At 71.2% G+C, this 16,187-nt stretch carries 12 protein-coding genes and 2 pseudogenes; 12 read left to right on the plus strand and 2 right to left on the minus strand.

Annotated features, from left to right (window positions below; all coding sequences use genetic code 11):
* Window positions 1-87: 87 nt before the first annotated feature.
* Window positions 88-1,719: a penicillin-binding transpeptidase domain-containing protein gene (locus OG714_RS29630; RefSeq protein WP_406125522.1), complete on the minus strand. Its 1,632-nt coding sequence runs from the start codon at window positions 1,717-1,719 to the stop codon at window positions 88-90.
* Between the two features lie 233 nt (window positions 1,720-1,952).
* On the opposite strand from OG714_RS29630, the gene OG714_RS29635 reads away from it, so the two are divergent.
* Window positions 1,953-2,831: a calcium-binding protein gene (locus OG714_RS29635; RefSeq protein WP_406125524.1), complete on the plus strand. Its 879-nt coding sequence runs from the start codon at window positions 1,953-1,955 to the stop codon at window positions 2,829-2,831.
* Window positions 2,832-2,866: 35 nt separating this feature from the next.
* Here OG714_RS29635 and OG714_RS29640 read toward each other — a convergent pair whose 3' ends face one another.
* A complete protein-coding gene (locus OG714_RS29640) occupies window positions 2,867-4,606 on the minus strand; it encodes a dolichyl-phosphate-mannose--protein mannosyltransferase (RefSeq protein WP_406125526.1) in 1,740 nt (579 codons plus the stop codon).
* A 62-nt stretch (window positions 4,607-4,668) separates the two neighbouring features.
* Between OG714_RS29640 and rsmI the strand changes: the two genes are divergently transcribed.
* The 11 genes and pseudogenes from rsmI (at window position 4,669) to OG714_RS29695 (ending at window position 16,179) form a co-directional block, all read left to right on the plus strand.
* Complete coding sequence (gene rsmI, locus OG714_RS29645; RefSeq protein ID WP_327403427.1) at window positions 4,669-5,529, plus strand: 16S rRNA (cytidine(1402)-2'-O)-methyltransferase; 861 nt, start codon at window positions 4,669-4,671, stop codon at window positions 5,527-5,529.
* A 304-nt stretch (window positions 5,530-5,833) separates the two neighbouring features.
* The gene (locus OG714_RS29650; RefSeq protein WP_406125528.1) at window positions 5,834-6,268 is read left to right on the plus strand and encodes a hypothetical protein; all 435 of its coding nucleotides are present in this window, start codon (window positions 5,834-5,836) and stop codon (window positions 6,266-6,268) included.
* 47 nt (window positions 6,269-6,315) lie between these two features.
* The gene (locus OG714_RS29655) at window positions 6,316-7,218 is read left to right on the plus strand and encodes a TatD family hydrolase (RefSeq protein WP_406125530.1); all 903 of its coding nucleotides are present in this window, start codon (window positions 6,316-6,318) and stop codon (window positions 7,216-7,218) included.
* A gap of 132 nt (window positions 7,219-7,350) precedes the next feature.
* Window positions 7,351-8,652: a ubiquitin-like domain-containing protein gene (locus OG714_RS29660; RefSeq protein ID WP_406125532.1), complete on the plus strand. Its 1,302-nt coding sequence runs from the start codon at window positions 7,351-7,353 to the stop codon at window positions 8,650-8,652.
* A gap of 131 nt (window positions 8,653-8,783) precedes the next feature.
* Complete coding sequence (rsmA, locus tag OG714_RS29665) at window positions 8,784-9,659, plus strand: 16S rRNA (adenine(1518)-N(6)/adenine(1519)-N(6))-dimethyltransferase RsmA (protein WP_406125534.1); 876 nt, start codon at window positions 8,784-8,786, stop codon at window positions 9,657-9,659.
* Window positions 9,660-10,589, plus strand: coding sequence for a 4-(cytidine 5'-diphospho)-2-C-methyl-D-erythritol kinase (locus OG714_RS29670; protein ID WP_406125536.1), 930 nt, complete (start codon window positions 9,660-9,662; stop codon window positions 10,587-10,589).
* Between the two features lie 193 nt (window positions 10,590-10,782).
* Window positions 10,783-11,562 carry an MHYT domain-containing protein gene (locus OG714_RS29675; protein ID WP_406125538.1) on the plus strand — a complete coding sequence of 260 codons (780 nt, stop codon included), beginning with the start codon at window positions 10,783-10,785 and terminating at the stop codon, window positions 11,560-11,562.
* Window positions 11,563-11,891: 329 nt separating this feature from the next.
* Entirely contained in the window at window positions 11,892-13,889 is a 1,998-nt protein-coding gene (locus OG714_RS29680) for a nitrate- and nitrite sensing domain-containing protein (RefSeq protein WP_406125540.1), read from the plus strand.
* Window positions 13,890-14,078: 189 nt separating this feature from the next.
* Window positions 14,079-14,255 (plus strand): annotated as a pseudogene (locus tag OG714_RS29685) (DUF6879 family protein); the annotation flags it as partial.
* Window positions 14,256-14,274: 19 nt separating this feature from the next.
* Window positions 14,275-14,712 (plus strand): annotated as a pseudogene (locus OG714_RS29690) (helix-turn-helix domain-containing protein); the annotation flags it as partial.
* 258 nt (window positions 14,713-14,970) lie between these two features.
* Window positions 14,971-16,179: an IS110 family transposase gene (locus tag OG714_RS29695; RefSeq protein ID WP_406117882.1), complete on the plus strand. Its 1,209-nt coding sequence runs from the start codon at window positions 14,971-14,973 to the stop codon at window positions 16,177-16,179.
* Window positions 16,180-16,187 lie beyond the last annotated feature (8 nt).

A 16,187-nucleotide genomic window follows, 5' to 3' on the forward strand; every position in this document is an offset into this window, starting at 1 on the left:
CGGCCCTCAGCCCTCACACACCCCAACGACCACGCACACCTTAGAGTCCCGTGCTGTGGGGGTGAGTTCCCGTCTCACGGCGTGACTTCAGCCACCCGCCGCCAGTACCGCCCGGACGATCGGGCCCGCGGCGTCGATGCCGTGGCCGCCGTCCTGGGTCATCGCGGCCGCCGCGACATCGCCCCGGTAGCCGGTGAACCAACTGTTGGACTTCGACTGCCCGTCGACCTCGGCGGACCCCGTCTTCGCGCCGATGTTCGGCCCGAGCCCGGACATGATGCCCGCCGCGGTGCCGCTGGTCGCGGTGCGGTACATCATCGCCCGCAGTTGGGACGACGTACTCGCCGACAGGCCCCGGGCGGTGGCCAGTTGGCGGTCGTCGAGGCTCTGCGCGACGAGCACCGGCTGGCGGAACGTGCCCGTCTTCGCGGTCGCCGTCACCGACGCCATGTTCAGCGGGCTCATCTGCACCTGGCCCTGGCCGATCAGGTTGGCCGCGGTGTCCGGGCCGCCGGACGCGGGGACCGAGCCGTCGAAGGACGGGATGCCGGTCTTCCAGTTGTCCCGGCCGAGCCCGAAGCGGTCCTCGGCCTCCCTGGTCAGCGAGTCCACCTTGACCGAGTCGGCGAACTTCACGAACGCCGTGTTGCAGGAGCGGGCGAAGCTGTCGGCGAGCGTCGCGCCCAAGTCCGGCTTGAGGCCCGTCAGGTTGTGGAAGGTCTGGCTCTGCCAGACCGCGTCGGGCGTGCAGGGCGCCGGGCCGTTCATCGTCGTGATCCCGTTGTCGATGAGCGTGGCGGCACTGATGATCTTCATCGTCGAGCCGGGCGCCAACTGCCCCAGGAACGCGGCGTTGAAGCCGTCGTTGCGGTTGTTGGCGATCGCCAACACCTGCCCGGTGCTGGGTTGCAGGGCCACGATCGACGACTCCGAGTACTTCGTCACGGCCTTCTCGGCGGCGGCCTGCGCGCTCGCCCTGAGTGTCGTGCGCACCTTGCCGGCCTTGCCCTTCTCCAGGGTCACCAGCGTGGTGTCGGCCGACTCCGCGAGGTCGTGCTTGATCGACAGCTCGATACCGGGCGTACCGCCCGCCTTGTCACCGTACTTGTCGCGCAACTCGTCGAGTATCGGCCCCAGCGACGGATACTTCTCCTTCGTCAGCACGGCCCCGTCACGGTCCACGGCCTCGATCGCCGGACTCGCGGACTCCCCGGTGACGAAGGTGTCGCCGGCCTTCAACTCCGGGTGGATGACGGACGGTTGCCAGTCGACGAGGGCGCGCCCGGTCGTCTTCCCCCGTACGACGGTCAGTTGGCTCCTGTAGGTGAGCGGCTTGCTGATGCCCTCGTACGACACCGTCGCCCGCACCGTGAACGGCACGGTGGCGCCGGTCGTCGTACCGGGCGTGATCTTCACCTTCGTGATGTGACCGGCCCCGCCGTAGGACTCCAGCACGGTGTCGGCTGCGGCGTCGTTGTTCGTGTACGACGCGGCGGTCACCGACTCCCCGCTCTCCCAGGCCGCGAAGAACTTCTTCGTCGTCTCCTTGACCTCACTGCCGCTGGGCGGCCCGGTCTTCTTGGCCGTGGCCCCACCGACCCCGGCCACGCCGTCCGAACCTCCCAGCGCGGACACGACGTTGAACGCCCCGTACCCCGCCCCGCCCACCATCACGGCGAACACACTGCCGATGACGGTGGCCTTTACCCCCTTGCGCATGCCCCTGTCCCTCCCCGTTATCAGTCCTTCGAACTGTAGGTGGCGTGGGGGAAAGCTGTGAGGGGTGTTGCCTTTTGTTGTCCTAACAGAGATCAGCTGCCTGAATCACACCGCCGGGTGGGCCACGTATGTGAACGTACGGCGAACGGTGGGGGATATCGGGCAACCGGGGGTGGGGGTCGAGGGTCGGTCGTGGTGCCGGGTCCGACACCCCGGCGCACGGAGGTTGCGCGATGTTCTCCCGATTCGGCGGGCACCGGGTGGTGCGGGTCGCGGTGGTGGTAACTCTGGTGCTGGCTCTGGGAGTCGCGGTGCGGATCGCGATGACCTCGGGACCCGCGCCCTACAAGGGGCCGCCGGCCACGGCCGTGGTGGGCGACAAGGTCGTCTACACGGCCGCCCGCCACCAGGCCAACCACGTGACCGTCACCGAGACGTCGGACGGCGACGGAATGGTCCTCACCTACCTGATCGACGACGTGGTCCCGATCAACGCGTCGAAGCACGGCTGCGCCTACCCCGACGCCGGGGACCGCACCGAGGTCGCCTGCACGATCGCGATCGAGGAGATGGCGATGGACCCGTACCCCACGTTCCAGCTGAACCTCGGCGACGCCGACGACTCCGCCGTCCTGCACAACCGCGCCGCCCGCACCTGGGGCTACAACCTGGTCCACCTGGGCGCCGGCAAGGACACCTGGACCGGCACCGCGCACGAGGCCCAGGCCGTCTACGGCGACAACGGCGACGACACCCTCAGGGTGAGCGGGGGAGCCCAGGCCGTGGGCGGCAAGGGCGACGACACGATCTACGTCGACGGCGAGGGCGGCGGAACGGGTGGCCCCGGCGACGACGTCCTCCACGGCGGCCCGGGCCACCAGGGCCTGTACGGGGACCAGGGCGACGACACGCTCTACGGCGGCCCCGGCGACGACCTGCTGTACGGCGGCGTCGGCGACGACGTCATGTACGGCAACAGCGGCGACGACCTGCTCGACGGCGACAAACCCAACGGCGGCAGATTCGACGGCGGCAAGGACAAGCTGTACGGCGGCCCCGGCATGGACGAACTGGAGGGCGGGCCGGCCGACGACGAGGTCCATCAGGACTGACGGCGGCCGGTCCCTGCCGCCGCACAACTGCCCAGCTACACCCAGGTGTCCAACCACATCCGCGACCGCCACTGGTCGATGGGGATCGCCGTCCCCGTGTACAGCGGCCAGAAATAAATGAAGTTCCACGTGACCAGCAGGACCAGCACGCCCGCTCCGACCGCTCCCGCGACCCGGCGGGTGTCGCTGGACCCCGGTGGGCCGATGACCGCGCCGATCAGCATGGCGACCGCGAGGCAGAGGAACGGGAGGAAGACGATGGAGTAGAAGAAGAAGATCGTGCGGTCCTGGTACATGAACCAGGGGAGGTAGCCGGCGGCCACGCCGCAGGCGATCGCGCCCGCTCGCCAGTCGCGGCGGAACGCCCAGCGCCACAGGACGTACAGGAGCGCGAAGCAGGCCGCCCACCAGAGGAGCGGGGTGCCGATGGCCAGGACCTCTCGGGCGCACTTCTCGCCCGCGCTCGCCGGGCAGCCGTCCGCGCCGGGGGACGGGGACTCGTAGAAGTAGGAGACCGGGCGGCCGTCGACGAGCCAGCTCCAGGGGTTGGACATGTACGTGTGCGGGGAGTGCAGGCCGACGTTGAACTCGTAGACCTCGTGCTCGTAGTGCCACAGGCTGCGCGCCCAGTCCGGCATGTAGTGGCTCCAGAAGCCGCCCTTGCCGTCGGTCGCCGCCCAGTTGCGGAAGTAGCCGCCGGTGCCGTTGGCGGGGGAGAGGATCCAGCCGAGCCAGGACAGGAGGTAGACCGAGATCGCGACCGGGACCATGATCACGACGAGGAACAGGTCGTACCTCAGGGCCGCGACGTACGGGCGGCTGGCGCCCGCGACCTTGCGGGAGCCGACGTCCCACAGCAGCGTCATCAACGTGAAGGCGATGGCGTAGAAGAGGCCGTTCCACTTGGTGCCGATGGCGAGGCCGAGCAGCAGGCACGCCATCCAGCGCCAGGGGCGCAGGCCGAGGAACAGGGTGTCCGCAGTGTGCGCGTCGGGGCGGACCCGGCCGTCCGCGTCGACCGGTAGTGCTGCCGCGAGTTTCGCCCGGGCCCTGTCCCTGTCCAGGAGCAGGCAGCCGAACGCGGCCACCACGAAGAACATCAGCACGCCGTCGAGCAGCGAGGTGCGGGCCATCACGAAGGCCAGGCCGTCGAGCGACATCATGACGCCCGCGACGCAGCCCAGGAACGTGGAGCGGAACAGACGGCGGCCGATGCGGCACAGCATCAGGATCGCGAGCGTGCCCAGCAGCGCCGTCATGAAGCGCCAGCCGAAGGGGTTGAAGCCGAAGATCAGCTCACCGATGCCGATGACGTACTTGCCGACCGGCGGGTGCACGACGTAGGCCGCGGACGACGGGATGGGGATGTGGCCGTTGTTCTGGAGGATCAGGTCGTTGGCGTTCTTGTCCCAGTTGACCTCGAAGCCGCGGTGGACCAGCGCCCACGCGTCCTTCGCGTAGTACGTCTCGTCGAATATCACCGCCTTCGGGCTGCCCAGGTGGTAGAAGCGCATCACGCCCGCCATGAGCGTGACCAGCAGCGGACCGCCCCAGCCCGACCAGCGGTTGATGCGGTCGACGAGCGTCGGCGAGAAGCCGAGCGCCGCCCACAGCCGTGGGCTGGGCTCCGCGTACGGCGGCACCAGCCGGTCGCGTACGTCGCTTCTGGGCCCCGCCGAATAGCCGAATCGGCGCAGCCGCTGCTGCCACGACGGCCGCTGCTCGTGCGGGGCCTGCCCTTGCCGGGTGTCCGTGGAGGACGCGGTACTGGTCACCGCGCCATCGTAGGGAACAGGTCTGTGTGAGTCCCGCCTCTCTCCCCTGAGAGGATGGAAACGTGACAGTTGCTCCCGGAACTCTGGTCCTTGCCGGCACCCCCATCGGCGACATCGCGGACGCCCCGCCGCGCCTCGCCGAGGAGTTGGCGGGTGCCGACGTGGTCGCCGCCGAGGACACCCGGCGGCTGCGGCGGCTGACCCAGGCGCTCGGGGTGCAGCCCAAGGGGCGCGTCGTGTCGTACTTCGAGGGCAACGAGGCGGCGCGGACACCGGAGTTGGTCGAGGCGCTGCTCGGCGGTTCGCGCGTGCTGCTGGTGACCGATGCCGGGATGCCGTCCGTGTCCGACCCGGGGTACCGGCTGGTCGCCGCCGCCGTGGAGAAGGACATCAAGGTCACCGCCGTACCGGGACCGTCCGCCGTGCTCACCGCGCTCGCGCTGTCGGGGCTGCCGGTGGACCGGTTCTGCTTCGAGGGGTTCCTGCCGCGGAAGGCCGGCGAGCGGCTGTCGCGGCTGCGGGAGGTCGCCGGGGAGCGGCGGACCCTCGTCTACTTCGAGGCCCCGCACCGGCTCGACGACACCCTCGCCGCGATGGCCGAGGTGTTCGGCGCCGAGCGGCGGGCCGCCGTCTGCCGCGAGCTGACGAAGACGTACGAGGAGATCAAGCGCGGCCCCGTCGGCGAGCTGGCCGAGTGGGCCGCGGAGGGGGTCAGAGGGGAGATCACCGTCGTCGTCGAGGGCGCCCCCGAGAAGGCCGAGGAGCTCGGCGCCGACGAGCTGGTACGGCGGGTGCGGGTGCGCGAGGAGGCGGGGGAGCGGCGTAAAGAGGCGATCGCCGCCGTGGCCGTCGAGGCAGGCGTTCCCAAGCGCGAGGTGTTCGATGCCGTGGTCGCGGCGAAGTCTGCGCAAAAACCCCTCTGAGCTTGCGCAAAAACGGCTCTGACCTGCGGGAAAGGTTCCTCTGAGCGGGGCGCTGTTCCGATGAGCGCGCGCCCCATGGCGGGGCAAAGCGCGGTCACGCAATGCAAAGCCCGGACCGGCTGGACAGGGCGATTCGACAAGGAAAGTCCAAATCGCCTCCAACAGTCGACAGGACTGATGCATTCGCCCTGCCGGAGGCGTCCACTGGATGAAGGGACGCACCCGTCCCTCGCCTCCAACGGGATTCCGGGGGGAATCCCCTCGCCGGGGGCGCTTGTCCAGCGGAAAGCAAGCAGGAGCTGGCATGAGTGAGATCGCAGGGCAGACCGGCCTCCGTGGCGGTGCCACGGCAGTGGTCAACGAGTCGTACTCCTTCGCCTGCATGCGGTGCGGGCACGGCTGGGAGCAGTCGTACGAGATAGAGCACCACGTCGACACCGACGGCCACCAGTTCGTGATGTACGTGGCGGAGGGTCAGGTCGTGCCGTCACCGCTCAGCCGGCCCGCCTGCCTCAACTGCGACGGGCATGTCGTGCGCATCATGCGCGCGGGCCAGGTGTCGTCGGTACGGGAGGCCGCGCAGCGGCAGTACCAGGCGCCGCGGCCCCGGTCGGCAGCGGCGGCGGACGCCACGGTCGCGGAGGACGGCGACGCCGCCGTGACCCCGCTGCCGGAGCGCGAGGAACACCACTGGCACCTGTCCGACCTCCTGCACCCGTTCCACCGCAAGGCGAGCTGACCGGCTCCGACGACCGGGCGGGCATGCCCCTTTCGTAGGATCGGGGCATGCCTTCCTCCAGAGACAGCGACAGCGGACGCGGCGGCGAGAAGAACGCGGCGCCGCCGCTCCCGGCACCCCTCCGGGTGGCCGTCGCCGACTCCCACACCCACCTCGACATGCAGTCCGGCACGGTGGACGAGGCGCTCGCCAAGGCCGCGTCGGTCGGCGTCACGACGCTCGTCCAGGTCGGCTGCGACCTCAAGGGCTCCCGCTGGGCCGCCGAGACGGCCGCCCGCCACGACGCCGTCCACGCGACGGTCGCCCTGCACCCGAACGAAGCCCCGCGCATCGTCCACGGCGACCCCGACGGCTGGTCCCGGCAGGGAGCGCGCGTACCCGGCGGTGAGGCGGCCCTGGAGGAAGCCCTCGCGGAGATCGACCGCCTCGCCGGACTCCCGCAGGTCAAGGGCGTCGGCGAGACCGGCCTCGACTACTTCCGCACCGGGCCCGAGGGCAAGGCGGCCCAGGAGAAGTCGTTCCGCGCCCACATCGAGATCGCCAAGCGGCACGGCAAGGCCCTGGTCATCCACGACCGCGACGCCCACGCCGACGTCCTCCGGGTCCTCAAGGAGGAGGGCGCCCCCGAGCGGACCGTCTTCCACTGCTACTCCGGCGACGCCGAGATGGCCGAACTCTGCGCCCGCGCCGGGTACTTCATGTCCTTCGCCGGCACCGTCACCTTCAAGAACGCCCAGAACCTGCGGGACGCGCTCGCCGTGGCCCCCCTCGACCTGGTCCTCGTGGAGACCGACGCCCCCTTCCTGACCCCGGCCCCGTACCGCGGACGGCCTAACGCGCCCTATCTCATTCCGGTCACGGTGCGCGCGATGGCGGCCGTACGGGGCATCGAGGAGGACGCGCTGGCGACGGCACTGGCGGCGAACACGGCCCGGGCGTTCGGCTATTGAGAGTCCCCGCGACGCTTCTGGGCCTCATCGAACACAACTCTGGGTAGCCGTGCCGCTTTGGAGAGTGACGGTCACTCCGCTAGGTTCTGTTGGCCCGATCCGGACCCCCGTGGCCTTCTGGAGCGTGTCGGAGTGAGCAACTACGAGACCTACGAGACGTACGACCGCGGTGTGCGCGCCGACGCGTACACCGACGGGCCCACCGAGGTGTACGAGGACACGTACCGCCCCGCCTACGAGGCGTACGAACCGGTGTTCCCGCGCCAGGCGGGCACCGCGGAGCCGCAGAGCGGACCGGCGGCGCGGCACGGGCGGCGGCGAAGAGCCGAGCGCTCGGACTCCGGCTCCGCGATGCGCCGGCTGGTGCCGCAGGCGCTGGTCGTCGCGTTCCTCGCCGGCGGCACCACCGCGTTCGTCGCCAAGGACAAGGCGATCGAGCTGAGCGTCGACGGCAAGCCGCGCACCCTGCACACCTTCGCCGACGACGTCACCGAACTCCTCGCCCAGCAGGGCGTCGACGTCGGCGCGCACGACGTGGTGGCCCCCGGCCGCGACGCGCCCCTCACCAGCGGCGACGAGGTCGCGGTGCGCTACGGCCGCCCCGTGCGCCTGACCATCGACGGCCACCGGCGCGAGGTGTGGACCACGGCACGCACGGTCGACGGCGCGCTCGAACAACTCGGCGTACGGGCCGAGGGTGCCTACGTCTCCACCTCGCGCTCCCAGCCCATCGGCCGCGCCGGACTCGCCCTCGACGTCCGCACCGAACGCACCGTCACGATCATGGCCGACGGCCGTGCCCGCACGATCCGCACCAACGCGGCGACGGTCGGCGAGGCGGTCCAGGAAGCCGGCATCGGCCTCCACGGCGAGGACACCACCTCGGTCCCGCCCACCAGCTTCCCGCGCGACGGCCAGACGATCACGGTCCTCCGCGTCACCGGCACGCGGGAGGTCCGCGAGGAGGCGATCCCCTTCAAGGTGGAACGCACCGACGACCCCACCCTCTTCAAGGGCACCGAGGTCGTCGAGCGGGCGGGCCAGCCCGGCCTGCGCCGCGTCACCTACGCGCTCCGCACGGTCAACGGCGTCAAGGAGAAGCCCCGCCGGATCGACGACCAGCTGGTCCGCGAACCCCGCTCCCAACTGGTGAAGGTCGGCACGAAGCCCATGCCCACCTCGGTACAGGGCGCCGACCAGCTCAACTGGCACGGCCTCGCGACCTGCGAGTCCGGCGGCCGCCCCGGCGCGGTGGACCCGTCCGGCACCTACGGCGGCCTCTACCAGTTCGACACCCACACCTGGCACAGCCTGGGCGGCAGCGGCCGCCCCCAGGACGCCAGCGCGGACGAACAGACCTTCCGAGCGAAGAGGCTGTATGTACGGCGCGGGTCGAGCCCATGGCCACACTGCGGAACGAGGCTTCACGGCTGAGGGACAGGGGCTGGGGGCGCCAGCCCCCAGCCCCCAGGGGCGCGGGGCTGTGTCAATTTGCGGCTCCGCCGCGTGGGCGCGACCAGCCACGACGGCGCAGCAGACGAAATGGGGCCCGTAACCTAGGTTCCGTGAGCAGCAACCCCGACGCCCTCCTGGGCCCAGCCGAAGTCCGCGAACTGGCGGCAGCCCTCGGCGTCCGCCCCACAAAACAGCGCGGCCAGAACTTCGTGATCGACGCGAACACGGTCCGCCGCATCGTCCGCACCGCGGACGTCCGCCCCGACGACGTGGTCGTGGAGGTGGGCCCCGGCCTCGGCTCACTCACACTCGCGCTGCTCGAAGTCGCCGACCGCGTCACCGCCGTGGAGATCGACGACACCCTCGCGAGCGCACTGCCGGCGACGGTGACCGCCCGCATGCCCGAGCGGGCCGAGCGCTTCGCGCTGGTGCACTCGGACGCCATGCAGGTGACCGAGCTGCCGGGCCCGCCCCCGACCGCGCTGGTCGCCAACCTCCCGTACAACGTGGCCGTACCGGTCCTGCTGCACATGCTGGAGCACTTCCCCAGCATCGAGCGCACGCTGGTGATGGTTCAGGCGGAGGTCGCCGACCGGCTGGCCGCGCCGCCCGGTTCGAAGGTGTACGGCGTCCCGTCCGTGAAGGCGAACTGGTACGCCGAGGTCAAGCGGGCCGGTTCCATCGGCCGTACGGTCTTCTGGCCCGCGCCGAACGTGGACAGCGGCCTCGTGGCACTCAGGCGCAGGCCCGAGCCGCCGAAGACCACCGCCACCCGTCGCGAGGTCTTCGCCGTGGTCGACGCGGCCTTCGCGCAGCGCCGCAAGACCCTGCGGGCGGCGCTCGCGGGCTGGGCGGGGTCGGCTCCCGCCGCCGAGGCGGCCATCGTCGCGGCCGGGGTGTCGCCGCAGGCGCGCGGGGAGTCGTTGACGGTCGAGGAGTTCGCGCGCATCGCCGAACACAAGGCTGAGCACAAGGAGTCCGAGTAAGTGAGCGTGACGGTCCGCGTCCCCGCCAAGGTCAACGTCCAGCTCGCGGTGGGTGCCGCGCGCCCCGACGGCTTCCACGACCTGGCCAACGTCTTCCTCGCGGTCGGCCTGTACGACGAGGTCACCGTGACCCCCGCCGACGAACTCCGCGTCACCTGCGTGGGCCCGGACGCGGCCCAAGTCCCCCTGGACGGAACGAACTTGGCGGCGCGGGCGGCCGTAGCGCTCGCGGAGCGGTACGGACGTGATCCCGCCGTGCACCTCCACATCGCCAAGGACATCCCGGTCGCCGGCGGCATGGCGGGCGGCAGTGCGGACGGCGCGGGCGCGCTGGTGGCGTGCGACGCGTTGTGGGGTACCGGTGCCTCGCGGGCCGAACTGCTGGAGATCTGCGCCGAGTTGGGCAGTGACGTGCCGTTCAGCCTGGTCGGCGGGGCGGCGCTCGGCATCGGGCGCGGCGAGAAGCTGACCGTCCTGGAGACCGGGGGCACCTTCCACTGGGTGTTCGCGATGGCCGAGCGGGGGCTGTCGACCCCCGCCGTCTTCCGGGAGTTCGACCGGCTGGGCGAGGGCACCGACATCCCCGAGCCGGTCGCCTCGCAGCCACTTCTCGACGCGCTCGCGAAGGGCGACCCGGACGCGCTCGCCGCCGCCGTCTCCAACGACCTTCAGCCCGCCGCCCTTTCGCTCTTCCCGGAGCTGGCCGCCACCCTCGCCGCGGGCCGCACCGCGGGCGCGCTGGCCGCGCTGGTCTCCGGTTCGGGCCCGACGACGGCGTTCCTCGTCCGTGACCCCGGTTCGGCGGCCGAGGTGGCGGAAGCGCTGACGGCCTCCGGGACCTGCCGGACGGTCCGTACGGCGACGGGCCCGGCGCTGGGGGCGACCGTGATGGACCGACCTTCACGCGAGGGCCACGAAAACCCCTCCTGAACTGCGAAAATGCGCATGTGCGGTGTTATCGAGACCACATTGATTTAATGTTCACCAATCGACCCCATGGCCCCTTTCGTGGCGTATGTCTCGCAGGTGCGGCTGGCATGATCAGCCAACCCCCGGTCCTCGTTACCGGCGGTACTCCCTGCGCGCGCGGTCTCGCCGCGCCACGCCCGAGAGGAACCTCCCCATGGGCCACATGGATCACTTCAGCGCCGGCTGGGTCACCCCGGTCCTGTCCTACGCGATGGCCTGCGTCGGCGCCGCGCTCGGACTGCGCTGCACCGTAAGGGCACTTGAGGCGGACGGCGCCTCCAAACGGAACTGGCTGACCCTCGCCTCCGTCGCCATCGGCTCCGGCATCTGGACCATGCACTTCGTGGCGATGCTCGGCTTCAGCGTCGAAGGCACCCCCATCCGCTACGACGTCCCGCTCACCGTCCTCAGCCTGCTGATGTCCATCGGCGTGGTCGCCGCGGGCGTCTTCACCGCCGGCTACGGCCGCTCCCGCGTCACCTCGGTCGCCTTCGGCGGTATCGGCACCGGCCTCGGTGTCGCCGCCATGCACTACACCGGCATGGCCGCCCTCGACCTGCACGGCACGATCGACTACGACCCCCGGCTCGTCATCGCCTCCGTCGCGATCGCCGTCGTCGCCGCGACCGCCGCGCTCACCCTCACCCTGATCGTGCGCGGCCCGGCCCTGGCCACCCTCGCCGCCCTCGTCATGGGGCTCGCGGTCAGCAGCATGCACTACACCGGGATGTACGCCGTGAGCGTCGCCCTCGCACCCAGTGGCACAGCCCTGTCCGGCGCCACCGCGACGGAGTTCATCTTCCCGCTCGCGGTCGTGCTCGGCTCGTTCCTCTTCCTGGCGTCCGCGTACGTCGCCCTGTCCCCGACCGGCAAGCGTCACGAGTCGGCCTTCGCGGCGGAGCTGCTGCGCGAGGTCGAACTCGCCACGGTCTGAACCGACTTCGGCGGTCCCTGTCCCAACGGCCCGCCCAGGCGGCCGAGTCGGGGCAGGACGTCGAACTCGCCACGGTCCGACCACGGTCCGAGCCGGCATCGGTTCTCCGCTCTCCGCTCTCCGCTCTCCACGCGGCACCGGCCCCCGACTCCCCGGGGCCCGGGCCGGGCGCCGAATCGCCGCGCGAGGCCGAACTCCGCGTGGTCCGAGGCGACTTCGGCTCTCTCCGCACGGCTGCGCCCTCCCGGCGCTCCGGGCCGCGGCCGCCGTACGAACCCCGCCCTGCACCCGCCCTGCACCCCCCCGCACTCCCCTTGAACGAGGTCCCCATGCGTGTCCTCCGCATGCCCGCCCGGCTGCGCCCCAGATCGGTCCGCGCGAAGATCGTCGCCCTGCTGATGCTGCCCGTCGTGTCCCTGATGGCCCTGTGGGGCTTCGCCGCGGTCACCACCGCGTCGAGCATCGCGGCCACCGAGACCGCCAAGGACGTCAACTCCGAACTCCTCACCCCCGTCGCCGAGTTCGTCGCGGCGGTGCAGGGTGAGCGGACCGCCGCCCTGCGTCACGCGGACGCGCCGGGCGCCTTCACGAGCGCCACGAAGGCGACCGACAGGGCCGCCGCCGCGCTGCTCGACGGTGTCAACGCGTCCAGCTCCGACGCGGCGCTCATCGACTCCACGCTGCCGGGCCGGATCGACAGACTGGAGTCCGACGCCGCCGGCCTCGCGGCGCTGCGCGCCCAGGCCACCGCCAAGGGCGCCAAGCCGACCGCCACGTACAGCGGTTACTCGGCGATCGTCGAGCACGGCTTCTCCGTCACCGGTGCGCTCACCGGCGACAAGACCGCCGCCGACGCCTCCGAGGCCCGCGTGGTGCTCGAACTGTCCCGGGCCCGTGAGGCCGTCGCCCGCGAGCAGGCGCTGCTCGGCGCCGCCCGCGCCGGGGGCGAGCTGACGAAGGAGCAGTACACGCTGTTCGTCGGCGCCGTCGCCATCCAGCGCGAGCTGCTCGCCCCCGCGGTCGGCGACCTCAGGGCCGAGCACCGGACGGCGTACCGCAAGGTCCTCGACGGCAGCGAGTACACCGAGCTCCAGGCGGTCGAGAACCGGGTCGGCAGCGCGGGCCCCGGCACCTCGGCCGCGTCCGCCGGCTTCCTCAAGGGCTGGGACGCCACCGTGGGCGGAGTCCTCAAAGGGCTCGGTACGGCCGAGACCGAGGCCGGTACGGGAGCCACGGCCGCCGCCGACCCGTTCGGCTGGGACACGCTCGGTGCCTCCGGGGTCGCCGTCGTGCTCGGCCTCGTCGGTGTGCTGCTGTCGCTGCTCGTCTCCGTGCTGGTCGGCCGCGGCCTCATCGTCGAGCTCCTCGACCTGCGCAACTCCGCCCTCGAAGTCGCCGGCCGCCGCCTCCCGCAGGCCATGCGCAGGCTGCACGCGGGCCAGGGCGTCGACATCGACGCCGAGGCCCCCATGCGCCGCCTCGCCGGAGACGAACTGGCCCAGGTCGGCACCGCCCTCACCGCCGTCCAGCGCGCCGCCCTCAAGGCCGCCTCCGAGCGCGCCGAACTCCTCAGCGGGATCTCCGGGGTCTACGTCAGCCTGGCCCGCCGCAGCCAGGTGCTGCTCCACCGTCAGCTGGACCTCCTCGACGCGATGGTGCGCAGGCAGCGCGACCCGGCCGAACTCCAGGAGCTGTACCGCGTCGACTACCTGGCCACGCGCATGCGCCGGCACTCCGAGAGCCTGCTGATCCTGTCCGGGATCGCACCCGGCCGCGGCTGGCGGGACCCGATCCCGCTGTCCGACATCCTGCGCGCGGCCGTCGCCGAGATCGAGAACTCGGCCCGCGTGCAGATCTGGGCCGTACCGAAGGTGTCGCTGACCGGCGGTTCCGTCGCCGACGTGATCCATCTGCTCGCCGAACTCGTCGAGAATGCGACCGCCTTCTCACCGCCCAGCACCCAGGTGCAGCTGCGCGCGGCCCGGATGCGGGAGGGCGTCCTCATCGAGGTCGAGGACAGCGGCTTCGGCATGAAGGACGACGCGATGGCGGACGCCAACCGCAAGATCCGGTCCGCGAAGGTCGACCTCCTCGACGCCAAGCAGATCGGCCTGTTCGTGGTCAACCGGCTGTGTGAGAGGCAGGGCCTGCGGGTGGAGGTACGGCACTCGTCGAGCGGCGGGGTCACGGCCGCGGTGCTCATCCCGGAGGGCCTGATGCGCGACGACATGCCGGTGGGGGAGCAGCAACAGGCGTCCGGCGGGCGGGGGTTGGCGCCCGCGTCGGCCCTGGTCCCGCGGCAGAGGCTGCGCGGGGCGGGTGCCTGAGGCACTCCCCACAGCGGGTGCCCGAGGCGCTCTTCGCGCCACCTCCTTCTCTTCGCGTCATCTCCACCAATCTTTCCGGGCAAGGTGCCCGGTCCCTCAGGGCCGGGGTGAGTGCCCGCTCCCGCGTAGCGGGGCAGAGGTAGCCGGATCGTCGTCAAGGCGATCCGGTGTCCCGGAGGCTTCGACGGAGACTTCTGGATCTTCGACTCGCGCTTGGTCGCCCGGCTCAACTTCACGGAGGCCGACGAACTCACCGACGTCGAGCTGATTACCGAACCGGCCGAGGTGATCAGGTACGCGATGCTCCGTGACGCTGCCTGGCACCACGCCGTCCCGTTCCAGCGGCTCGCGGCAGCCACCAGCTAGAAGGGCGGTCCGGGTACCGGTGACGACGGATTACCAACAGGCACGCGAGGCGCTCGGAGTGCGCCTGCGGGAGCTGCGCATGTCCGCGCCCGACGGCCGTCTCACCGGTACCCGCCTCGCACAGCTCCTCGGTTGGCCACAGCCCAAGATCTCGAAGCTGGAGAACGGCAGACAGACCGCCACCCCCGAAGATCTGCGGGCGTGGGCCGACGCGACCGGCCGGCCCGACGCGTACGGCGAACTCCTGGCCCGGCTCAGAGGGTTCGAGTCCCACATCCGCTCTTGGCGGCGTCAGCTCTCCGGCGGCCATCAGCCGGTCCAGCAGACGATCGCCGCCGAGTACGAGCGCTCAGCCGTCGTGCACGGCTTCAAGTCGGCCACGCTGCCAGGCATCTTGCAGACCGCCGACTATGCCCGACACGTCTTCAACCGGTACACAGAGCTTCGGCGTTCCCCCGTTATCTTCTTGGCGGTCCTGCAAGAGGGCCGCTGGCCTCCGGGCCCGGCATGACTGTTCCCCCCTGTCGAACAGATGACCTGGGGGGTGGTGTCACCGGGCCCGGGAGGTGCCGTCGGAGACGCTGATCAGAGGCCCGGCCACCACCCGGTCCGGCGCAATGCCGGACAGCTCGCGGGCGACAGGTCTGCATAACGTGGATGCGCGCGTACGACACCACCGCCGAGGCCGGCCCGTTCGACTCCCCTGGAAGGCGCGATGTTCGACACCGAAGACGTGGGCGTGTTCCTCGGCCTGGACGTCGGCAAGAGTGCTCACCACGGCCACGGACTCACCCCGACCGGGAAGAAGGTCCTCGACAAGCAGCTGCCCAACAGCGAGCCGCAACTGCGGGCCGTCTTCGACAAGCTGACCGCGAAGTTCGGCACCGTGCTGGTGATCGTGGACCAGCCCGCCTCCATCGGCGCCCTCCCGCTCGCGGTCGCCCGGGACGCAGGCTGCAAGGTCGCCTACCTGCCCGGACTCGCGATGCGGCGGATCGCCGACCTGTATCCGGGCGAGGCGAAGACCGACGCCAAGGACGCCGCAGTGATCGCCGACGCGGCCCGGACGATGCCGCACACCCTCCGCTCGCTGGAACTGACCGACGAGATCACCGCCGAACTGACCGTCCTGACCGGCTTCGACCAGGACCTCGCGGCCGAGGCCACCCGCACCTCCAACCGGATCCGCGGCCTGCTCACCCAGTTCCACCCCAGCCTGGAGCGCGTCCTCGGGCCCCGCCTGGACCACCCGGCCGTGACCTGGCTGCTGGAACGCCACGGATCTCCGGCCGCCCTGCGAAAAGCCGGACGCCGCAAGCTGGTCGAGGTGATCCGGCCCAAGGCCCCGCGCATGGCCACCCGGTTGATCGACGACGTCTTCGACGCGCTCGACGAGCAGACCGTCGTCGTCCCCGGGACCGGCACCCTCGACGTCGTGATCCCGTCCCTGGCCCGCTCCCTCGCGGCCGTCCATGAACAGCGCCGGGCCCTGGAAACCCAGATCAAAGCCCTGCTGGAGGACCACCCTCTTTCCAAGGTCCTGACCTCGATGCCGGGGGTCGCGGTCAGGACCGCCGCAGTACTGCTGGTCACCGTCGGCGACGGCACCAGCTTCCCCACCGCCGCCCACCTCGCCTCCTACGCCGGCCTCGCCCCGACCACCAAGTCATCGGGAACCTCCATCCACGGCGAACACGCCCCCAGAGGCGGCAACCGGCAACTCAAACGCGCGATGTTCCTCTCCGCGTTCGCCGCCCTGCATGACCCCGCCTCCCGCACCTACTACGACCGCTGCCGAGCCCGCGGAAAGACACACACGCAGGCACTTCTCCGCCTCGCCCGACAGCGGATCAGCGTGCTCTTCGCGATGCTCCGCGACGGCACTTTCTACGAACCCCGCCACCCTCATACGACGGCTACATGAACCAGCCC

Source organism: Streptomyces sp. NBC_00989, assembly GCF_045162655.1.
Taxonomy (GTDB): domain Bacteria; phylum Actinomycetota; class Actinomycetes; order Streptomycetales; family Streptomycetaceae; genus Streptomyces.